Genomic DNA, 5,503 nt, shown 5'->3' with positions numbered 1-5,503 from the left:
AACAAAAGCCCCTCCAGTTTCCTGAAGGGGCTTCGTATTAAAAAAGGCACCGACCTACTCTCCCACCTGTTACGGCAATACCATCGGCTCTGGCGGGCTTGACTTCTCTGTTCGGAATGGGAAGAGGTAGACACCGCCGATATAGGCACCTGAAATATCTTTTAGATATGGGATCTGACATATGTGAGATGAGAAGATATATCCCAATACACAATACCATGTACCCAATACTAATATTGACATGTTATTGAAAGAAAAAGAACAGTCAGAGAAGACAACAGGTCTATCTGCTTGGAAAGCTTCGGGCTATTAGTACTACTCGGCTTTGGTCTCTCAACCTTTACACCTATAGCCTATCAACGTAGTCATCTTCTACGACCCTATAAGGAAGTCTCATCTTGTGGCTAGTTTCGCACTTAGATGCTTTCAGCGCTTATCTATTCCCGACGTAGCTACCCAGCCGTACACCTGGCGGCATAACTGGTTCACCAGCGGTCAGTCCATCCCGGTCCTCTCGTACTAAGGACAGATCCACTCAAACTTCCAACGCCCACAACAGATAGGGACCGAACTGTCTCGCGACGTTCTGAACCCAGCTCGCGTGCCACTTTAATGGGCGAACAGCCCAACCCTTGGGACCTTCTCCAGCCCCAGGATGTGACGAGCCGACATCGAGGTGCCAAACCTCCCCGTCGATATGAGCTCTTGGGGGAGATCAGCCTGTTATCCCCAGCGTACCTTTTATCCTTTGAGCGATGGCCCTTCCATACAGAACCACCGGATCACTATGTCCGTCTTTCGACCCTGCTCGGCTTGTAGGCCTCACAGTCAAGCAAGCTTATGCCATTGCACTCCCCGTACGGTTACCAAGCGTACTGAGCTTACCTTTGAAAGCCTCCGTTACCTTTTTGGAGGCGACCACCCCAGTCAAACTACCCACCAAACAATGTCTCCCACATCATGGGATTAGAAACCGAATACAGAAAGGGCGGTATTTCAAGGTTGATTCCATGACTCCTGGCGAAGCCACTTCAACATCTCCCGCCTATCCTACACATCCTGTACCCAATTTCAATGTTAAGCTATAGTGAAGGTGCATGGGGTCTTTCCGTCCCGTTGCGGGTAATCGGCGTCTTCACCGATACCACAATTTCACCGAGCTCATGGCTGAGACAGCGCCCAGATCGTTACACCATTCGTGCAGGTCGGAACTTACCCGACAAGGAATTTCGCTACCTTAGGACCGTTATAGTTACGGCCGCCGTTTACTGGGGCTTCGATTCAATGCTTCTCCTTGCGGATGACATCCCCTCTTAACCTTCCAGCACCGGGCAGGTGTCAGGCCTTATACCTCATCTTTCGATTTTGCAAAGCCATATGTTTTTGCTAAACAGTCGCCTGGGCCTTTTCACTGCGGCTGCTCTTACGAGACAGCGCCCCTTCTCCCGAAGTTACAGGGCCATTTTGCCGAGTTCCTTAGCCATGACTCACTCGAGCACCTTAGGATTCTCTCCTCGACTACCTGTGTCGGTTTACGGTACGGGTTTTCTTTACCTGAAGCTTAGCGGGTTTTCTTGGAAGTCTGATTACCTGCTCTATCTGCGCCGCCGAAGCTTTGCAGTACTATTGGATTTCAGCAGGGTCGGCGGATTTGCCTACCGTCCCTATACCTACGTCTTTTAACGAACTATTCCGTCAGTTCGCGGCAGTGTCACTACTCCGTCACCACATCGCAGTAAAGAAAAGTATGGGAATATTAACCCATTGTCCATCGGCTTTCTCCGTTCGGATGCGCCTTAGGTCCCGACTAACCCTGATCCGATTAGCGTTGATCAGGAAACCTTAGTCTTTCGGTGGGCGGGTTTCTCACCCGCCTTATCGTTACTTATGCCTACATTTGCTTTTCTATTAAGTCCACCACACATCACCATGCGGCTTCGCCCCCAATAGAATGCTCCCCTACCAGATGCACATAAGTGCAAATCCATAGCTTCGGTAGTAATCTTGATGCCCGTTTATTATCCACGCCCGGTCGCTCGACTAGTGAGCTGTTACGCACTCTTTAAATGAATGGCTGCTTCCAAGCCAACATCCTAGCTGTCTGGGCAACCGGACCTCGTTAGTTCAACTTAGACTACATTTGGGGACCTTAGCTGATGGTCTGGGTTCTTTCCCTCTCGGCCTTGGACCTTAGCACCCAAAGCCTCACTGCCGGCCATATCTTGTAGCATTCGGAGTTCGTCTGGATTTGGTAGGATTTGACTCCCCCGCACCCAATCGGTAGCTCTACCTCTACAAGACTCTATGCCGACGCTGTTCCTAAAAACATTTCGGGGAGTACGAGCTATTTCCCAGTTTGATTGGCCTTTCACCCCTACCCTCAGGTCATCCGGAAACTTTTCAACGTTTATCGGTTCGGTCCTCCATCTGGTGTTACCCAGACTTCAACCTGCCCAAGGGTAGATCACAAGGTTTCGCGTCTACCTCTACTGACTATGCGCCCTATTCAGACTCGCTTTCGCTTCGGCTGCGTGGCTGAACCACTTAACCTTGCCAGTAAAGAGTAACTCGTAGGCTCATTATGCAAAAGGCACGCTGTCACAGAATCACTCTGCTCCAACCGCTTGTAAGCACACGGTTTCAGGTTCTTTTCACTCCCCTGTTCGGGGTTCTTTTCATCTTTCCCTCACGGTACTGGTCCACTATCGGTCTCTCAGGAGTATTTAGCCTTACCAGATGGTGCTGGCAGATTCAAGCAGGATTCCTCCGGTCCCGCCCTACTCAGGATACCACTATGCTGTCATTCTTTACCTGTACGGGGCTATCACCCATATCGCGCAGTTTCCCACCTGCTTCCAGTTCATAGCGACAATACAATGTCGTGGTCCTACAACCCCCATATTGCCGTAACAATATGGGTTTGGGCTCTTTCGTGTTCGCTCGCCACTACTTACGAAATCATTATTATTTTCTCCTCCTACGCTTACTTAGATGTTTCAGTTCGGCGCGTTCGCGTATTATACGACTGTTCTTCAAACAGCCAGGTTGCCCCATTCGGAAATCCACGGATCAAGTCACATTTGCTGATCCCCGTGGCTTATCGCAGCTTATCACGTCCTTCATCGCCTCTGAGAGCCTAGACATCCCCCGTGTGCCCTTATTTACTTTCTTCACACGCATGGCCCTTTTGCTACCATGGTGTTGCTTTGACTAATCGTGCCTCAGCACTTTCGTCCCTATTGTCTTCTCTTGTGTTTTTTTTCTTTCAATATGTCAAAGAACTCTTTGGTAGTATGTAGTAGTTAGATATTAGCAGTTGGATTCTATATGTCGCCATACATCTGTCCAGATACTAAGTACTAAATGCCTGATACTATCTCGTGGAGAATAACGGATTCGAACCGTTGACCCCCTGCGTGCAAGGCAGGTGCTCTAGCCAGCTGAGCTAATTCCCCTTAAGTGTTGTAGTCCCGAGCAGATTTGAACTGCTGACCCCTACATTATCAGTGTAGTGCTCTAACCAACTGAGCTACGGGACTAGCTATTACTTTTATCTCTCTCGGTACTCCACCAGGGTGGGTACTTTCTTCTTGTCTCTTATAATCATGTAATAACGTAACGAGCTTCAATCATGAATGCTCTAGAAAGGAGGTATTCCAGCCGCACCTTCCGGTACGGCTACCTTGTTACGACTTAGCCCCAATTATCGGTTTTGCCCTAACACGCTCCTTGCGGTTACATGCTTTAGGCACCCCCAACTTTCATGGCTTGACGGGCGGTGTGTACAAGGCCCGGGAACGTATTCACCGCGTCATTGCTGATACGCGATTACTAGCGAATCCAACTTCACGGGGTCGAGTTGCAGACCCCGATCCGAACTGTGAATGGCTTTTCGAGATTGGCATCACATTGCTGTGTAGCTGCCCGCTGTACCATCCATTGTAGCACGTGTGTAGCCCCGGACGTAAGGGCCATGATGACTTGACGTCGTCCCCACCTTCCTCACTGCTTACGCAGGCAGTCTGTCTAGAGTCCCCACCATTACGTGCTGGCAACTAAACATAGGGGTTGCGCTCGTTGCGGGACTTAACCCAACACCTCACGGCACGAGCTGACGACAGCCATGCAGCACCTAGTTTCGTGTCCCGAAGGAAGGATGCGTCTCTGCATCCGTCACTAACTTTCAAGCCCGGGTAAGGTTCCTCGCGTATCATCGAATTAAACCACATGCTCCTCCGCTTGTGCGGGCCCCCGTCAATTCCTTTGAGTTTCACCCTTGCGGGCGTACTCCCCAGGTGGATAACTTAACGCTTTCGCTGGGACGCTGACTGTGTATCGCCAACATCGAGTTATCATCGTTTAGGGCGTGGACTACCAGGGTATCTAATCCTGTTCGATCCCCACGCTTTCGTGCATCAGCGTCAATACTAACTTAGTGAGCTGCCTTCGCAATCGGAGTTCTAAGACATATCTATGCATTTCACCGCTACTTGTCTTATTCCGCCCACTTCAAATAGATTCAAGCCCTACAGTATCAAAGGCACTGCGACAGTTGAGCTGCCGTATTTCACCCCTGACTTATAAGGCCGCCTACGCACCCTTTAAACCCAATAAATCCGGATAACGCTCGGATCCTCCGTATTACCGCGGCTGCTGGCACGGAGTTAGCCGATCCTTATTCTTCGGGTACATTCAGCTCTCTACTCGTAGAGAGGTTTATTCCCCGACAAAAGCAGTTTACAACCCATAGGGCAGTCATCCTGCACGCGGCATGGCTGGTTCAGAGTTCCCTCCATTGACCAATATTCCTTACTGCTGCCTCCCGTAGGAGTCTGGTCCGTGTCTCAGTACCAGTGTGGGGGATTCTCCTCTCAGAGCCCCTAGACATCGTAGCCTTGGTAAGCCGTTACCCTACCAACTAGCTAATGTCACGCGAGCCCATCCATATCCTATAAATATTTAATTAATGTCCCATGCGGAACTATAATCTTATGCGGTGTTAATCCGAATTTCTTCGGGCTATCCCCCTGATATGGGCAGGTTGCTCACGCGTTACGCACCCGTGCGCCACTCTCACCATCCTTAGCAAGCTAAAAATGGATCCCGTTCGACTTGCATGTATTAGGCCTGCCGCTAGCGTTCATCCTGAGCCAGGATCAAACTCTCCATAGTAAAATGAAGTGTAAGATCAAGACTATTTATGAAAAATAGAATTGTCTTTATTAAATAATTTCTGATTCTATGATTGACAGGTTGAGTTATTTTTAACTTTCGTTGTTTCTCAACACTACTCGTTACGTTACATGATCATTTCCTTAAAGAACTTTGTTCGCATCCGCATCGCGCTTCTGCTTTTATTATCGACATCAAAAGATGTGACTTGTCATTTTGTTGTTCCGATCACCCTTGCGGCGATCGCCCTCCGTTTCCGTTGGGACTGCAAAGGTAGGAATCTTTTTTAAACCTCCAAATTTTATTTTAAAATATTTTCGGAGAAGATTGC

Annotated in this window: 2 tRNA genes and 3 rRNA genes; all 5 read right to left on the bottom strand. The window is 49.2% G+C overall.

Going from position 1 to position 5,503, the window contains the following annotated elements:
* Window positions 1–41: 41 nt before the first annotated feature.
* The 5 genes from rrf to CLV99_RS02260 all read right to left on the bottom strand — a co-directional run bounded on the left by rrf (window position 42) and on the right by CLV99_RS02260 (window position 5,172).
* Window positions 42–153, bottom strand: a 5S ribosomal RNA gene (gene rrf, locus CLV99_RS02280).
* A gap of 137 nt (window positions 154–290) precedes the next feature.
* Window positions 291–3,171, bottom strand: a 23S ribosomal RNA gene (locus tag CLV99_RS02275).
* A 210-nt stretch (window positions 3,172–3,381) separates the two neighbouring features.
* A tRNA-Ala gene (locus tag CLV99_RS02270) sits at window positions 3,382–3,455 on the bottom strand.
* Window positions 3,456–3,465: 10 nt separating this feature from the next.
* Window positions 3,466–3,539: transfer RNA gene (locus CLV99_RS02265), tRNA-Ile, on the bottom strand.
* A 105-nt stretch (window positions 3,540–3,644) separates the two neighbouring features.
* A 16S ribosomal RNA gene (locus CLV99_RS02260) occupies window positions 3,645–5,172 on the bottom strand.
* Together the 16S, 23S and 5S rRNA genes with 2 tRNA genes alongside form the textbook arrangement of a ribosomal RNA operon.
* Window positions 5,173–5,503 lie beyond the last annotated feature (331 nt).

Origin of the sequence: Sphingobacterium yanglingense (assembly GCF_004363245.1) — a bacterium.
Taxonomy (GTDB): Bacteria; Bacteroidota; Bacteroidia; order Sphingobacteriales; family Sphingobacteriaceae; genus Sphingobacterium; species Sphingobacterium yanglingense.
This window is presented reverse-complemented; position numbering and strand designations above follow the sequence as displayed.